The sequence below is a fragment of the Methylobacterium sp. WL103 genome, assembly GCF_008039885.1.
GTDB lineage: Bacteria > Pseudomonadota > Alphaproteobacteria > Rhizobiales > Beijerinckiaceae > Methylobacterium > Methylobacterium cerastii.
The window spans coordinates 1-4,208 of the sequence record NZ_VRUX01000376.1 but is presented as its reverse complement, the minus strand read 5'-3'; the positions used below and the strand labels follow the sequence as shown (position 1 = coordinate 4,208).

Here is a 4,208-nt window from a genome sequence, read left to right as displayed (position 1 = left end):
TCGACGCCCACGGCCGCCGCGCCTACCGCCTCGCGCTGCAGACCCGCGAGCAGCACATCCGCCGGGAGAAGGCGACCTCGAACATCTGCACCGCGCAGGTGCTGCTCGCCGTCATCGCCTCGATGTACGCGGTGTTCCACGGCCCGGCCGGGCTGAAGGCCATCGCCCAGCGCGTCCACCGCGACGCGGTGCGCCTCGGCCGGGGGCTGGCGGATCTGGGCTTTGCGGTCGAGCCCGAGCACTTCTTCGACACGATCACCGTCCGGGTCGGGGCGTTCCAGGGGGTGATCCTGGCGCACGCGGTCGCCAACGGGGTCAACCTGCGCAAGGTCGGCGACGACCGCATCGGCATCACGGTGGACGAGCGCACCCGCCCCGACATCCTCCAGGCGGTGTGGCGCGCCTTCGGCGCCGACGACCCGGCCTACGACGAGGCCTGGCCCGAGCCGCGCCTCCCCGAGGCGCTGGTGCGGACCTCGGCATACCTCACCCACCCGATCTTCCACATGAACCGGGCCGAGAGCGAGATGACGCGCTACATGCGCCGCCTCGCCGACCGCGACCTGGCGCTCGACCGGGCGATGATCCCGCTCGGCTCCTGCACGATGAAGCTAAACGCCACCGCCGAGATGCTGCCGATCTCCTGGCCGGAATTCTCCGAGATCCATCCGTTCGTGCCGGCCGACCAGGCGGCGGGCTACCACGCGCTGATCGGCGACCTCTCCGACAAGCTCTGCGCGATCACCGGCTACGACGCGATCTCGATGCAGCCGAACTCGGGCGCGCAGGGCGAATACGCCGGGCTGCTGGCGATCCGGCGCTACCACCTGTCCCGCGGCGAGGCGCACCGGACGATCTGCCTGATCCCGTCCTCGGCCCACGGCACCAACCCGGCCTCGGCGCAGATGTGCGGGATGAGCGTGGTGGTGGTCGGCGCCGACGCCGACGGCAACATCGACGTGGAAGACTTCCGCGCCAAGGCCGAGCGGCATTCCGAGAAGCTCGCCGCCTGCATGATCACCTATCCCTCGACCCACGGGGTGTTCGAGGCGCGGGTGCGCGAGCTCTGCGACGTGGTCCACGCCCATGGCGGCCAGGTCTACCTCGACGGTGCCAACCTCAACGCGCTGGTCGGCCTGGCGCGGCCCGGCGACATCGGGGCGGACGTGAGCCACCTGAACCTCCACAAGACTTTCTGCATCCCGCATGGCGGCGGCGGGCCGGGCATGGGGCCGATCGGCGTCAAGGCGCACCTGATCCCGTTCCTGCCCTCCGATCCGCGCTCGGGCACGGAGGGCGCGGTGTCGGCTGCCCCCTACGGCTCGGCCTCGATCCTGCCGATCTCGTGGAGCTACTGCCTGATGATGGGCGGGCGCGGCCTCGCCCAGGCGACGCGGGTCGCGATCCTCAACGCCAACTACATCGCCGCCCGGCTCGGGCACGCCTACCCGATCCTCTATGCCGGCGCGAACGGCCGGGTCGCGCACGAATGCATCGTCGACGTGCGCCCCTTCCAGAAGAGCGCCGGCGTCACGGTGGAGGACGTCGCCAAGCGCCTGATCGACTGCGGCTTCCACCCGCCGACCATGAGCTGGCCGGTGGCCGGCACGCTGATGATCGAGCCGACCGAATCCGAGACCAAGGCCGAGATCGACCGGTTCTGCGACGCGATGCTGGCGATTCGCGAGGAGATCCGCGCCATCGAGGACGGGCGGATCGACCGGGCGAACAACCCGCTCAAGAACGCCCCCCACACGGTGCAGGACCTGATCGGCGCCTGGGAGCGGCCCTATTCCCGCGAGGCCGCCTGCTTTCCGTCGGGCGCGCGCGGCATCGACAAGTACTGGCCGCCGGTCAACCGCGTCGACAACGCCTACGGCGACCGCAACCTGATGTGCTCCTGCCCGGCCCCGGACAGCTACGAGGAAGCCGCGGAATGAGCCGGCGCCGGCGACGCGTTTCCGGCCTCTTGCAGGCTCCTTGCAGGCTCCTTGCAGGCTCCTTGCAGGCTCCCGGCCGGCGCGCGTCGCGGGTTCGGCGCCCGGAACGACGGTTCCGCGCCATTTGCCGACTCTTTGGGCGCCGAATGCCTTTCCTGGGACTTCCGCTTCAGGAACAAACACCTCTACCGATATTTGGAAACTCTTTCCTCCTTGCGGCGGGGCGCTCGATGAAGATCCGGACCGGCTACACGATCGGCTACGACACGTTCGGGCCGACGCCGCTCACCTACCAGCTCAACGTCCACCCCTCGCGGGCCATCGACCTGCTCACCTCGGACGCGATGCGGGTCGACCCCCCGGTGCCGATGCGGACCTACACCGACGCGTTCGGCAACACCTGCGTGCGCCTGCTGTCGCCGGGCGGGCGGGTCACGGTCTCGGCCGACTTCCTGATCGCCGACAGCGGCGAGCTCGACGCCTACGAGCCGACCGCGCGGCAATTCGCGGTGCAGGACCTGCCCGACGACGTGCTCGTGTTCCTGCTGGGCTCGCGCTACTGCGAGACCGACAAGCTCTCCGCCATCGCGTGGTCGCTGTTCGGCACGACGCCGGAGGGCTGGGCCCGGGTCCAGGCGATCGTCACCTGGGTGCACCAGCGCATCCGCTTCGACTACCAGCTCGCCGACGCCACCCGCTCGGCCTTCGACGGCTACAACCAGCAGGTCGGCGTCTGCCGCGACTACGCGCATCTCGCCGTCGCCCTGTGCCGCTGCATGAACATCCCGGCGCGCTACTGCACCGGCTATCTCGGCGACATCGGCGTGCCGGTGGACATCAACCCGATGGACTTCTCGGCCTGGTTCGAGGTCTACCTCGACGGCCCGACCGGCGGCCGCTGGTACACGTTCGACGCCCGCCACGACGCCCGCCGGATCGGCCGCATCGTGATCGCGCGCGGCCGCGACGCCACCGACGTCGCGATCTCGACGAGCTTCGGCACGGCGCTGCTGGCGCAGTTCGACGTCCACACCGACGCGGTGCCCGACGACTTCGTGCTGATGCAGGCCGCCTGAGCGGGCCTTTGCAGGGCCGTCGCTCGAAGGCGCCGGCCCTGTTTTTCCAAACGTCCTCGATCACGCCGCCGGGCCGGGGTCATCCCGCCGCTGCGGCGGATCGCGTGGTGGCCGGGCGCCCGCGACGCCGCTATCCGGCCGCGATGGATCCGATTGCGCTCGCCCTGATGGCCACCGCCCTCACCTATTCCGGCTACGTCGTGCTGCTCGGTTGGCGGTGACGGGCGCATGCCGCCCCTCCCCGCCTCGCACGACGGGCCAGGGAACGAAAAAGACCGCACCCGGCACGGAGGCCGGATGCGGTCTCGATGCGGTCGTCGGACGACCCGCCGCGAACCCGACGGGTTCAGGCCGGGCTGCGGCCGTCGGCGGCGTAGCGGTCGATGGCCGAGGGAAGCTCACGCGAGAGGCGGGCCAGCAGCGCCGACCGGCTCAGGCCGGTCTGCTGGGTCAGGTGGTCGAGGGTGTCCGGACCGATGGCGCGCGCGAGGTCGGCCTCGCGGATGTCGCGGTTGGGGCCCTGATTGACCCAGGAGCTGGCGGCCTCGCCGTGGCCGCCCTTGGTGAAGTGGTCCACCAGCTCGCTCAGGCCGCTGGCGATGAGCCCGCCGACGCCGGCCGTGCCGACGCCGCCGAGGAGGCTGCCCAAGGTGCCGAGGCCGTTGCCGGAGGCAGAGGTCCCGGTCGCCGTGGTGTTGGGGACGCGCGGGACGGTGCCAGCGTTCGGCACGGTCTCATGGCTCGGCACCGTGTCGTGGCCCTTCAGCAGCTCCGCGATCTTGTCGCGGTTCTGGTAGCCGGCCACGGCCAGCAGGCCCAGCAGCGCGGTCATTGAGGGATAGCCCTTGCTCATCGGTCGTCCTTGTCGGTTGAGAAGGTGGAAGGTCCGGGCAGTGGTCCAGGGAAACGCCGCAGGCTCGAAAAGGCAGCACACAACGAAGCGACGGACGAAGCCAGGGCGTCATCCCGCCGGACCCGTCGCGTAAGCGGGTCCGGCGGGATGGGCGATCACGGGCAGGGGTGGCGGTCGCCGTCGTTGCCGAGATAGGTCCCGCTCGATGCGTCGTAGGAGCGGAAGCGGCGGGCGCAGGCGGCCACCGCCTCGGGATTCGGTCCGCCCTGCACCACCACCGGCGCTGCCTGCGCCTGCGAGTTGGCGATGGCGCCGCCGATGATCGCGCCTGCCGCAAGG

4 protein-coding genes are annotated in these 4,208 nt (G+C 70.8%); 2 read left to right on the top strand and 2 right to left on the bottom strand.

Annotation, left to right across the window (positions count from 1 at the left end; translation table 11 throughout):
* Window positions 1–1,940, top strand: a 1,940-nt coding sequence (gene gcvP, locus FV222_RS18760) for an aminomethyl-transferring glycine dehydrogenase (protein ID WP_147815370.1), incomplete at its 5' end; no start/stop codon positions are given.
* A 230-nt stretch (window positions 1,941–2,170) separates the two neighbouring features.
* Window positions 2,171–3,016 (top strand): transglutaminase family protein, encoded by an 846-nt coding sequence (locus FV222_RS18755; protein ID WP_147754008.1) that lies wholly within the window; start codon window positions 2,171–2,173, stop codon window positions 3,014–3,016.
* Window positions 3,017–3,362: 346 nt separating this feature from the next.
* Here FV222_RS18755 and FV222_RS18750 read toward each other — a convergent pair whose 3' ends face one another.
* The gene (locus FV222_RS18750) at window positions 3,363–3,869 is read right to left on the bottom strand and encodes a YidB family protein (RefSeq protein ID WP_147815369.1); all 507 of its coding nucleotides are present in this window, start codon (window positions 3,867–3,869) and stop codon (window positions 3,363–3,365) included.
* Window positions 3,870–4,024: 155 nt separating this feature from the next.
* A partial coding sequence (locus FV222_RS18745) for a BA14K family protein (RefSeq protein ID WP_147815368.1) occupies window positions 4,025–4,208 on the bottom strand: 184 nt, incomplete at its 5' end.

Coding starts and splice junctions, on each gene's coding strand:
- FV222_RS18755 (WP_147754008.1), top strand. CDS start 2,171: ATGAAGATCCGGACCGGCTACACGATCGGCTACGACACGTTCGGGCCG.
- FV222_RS18750 (WP_147815369.1), bottom strand. CDS start 3,869: ATGAGCAAGGGCTATCCCTCAATGACCGCGCTGCTGGGCCTGCTGGCC.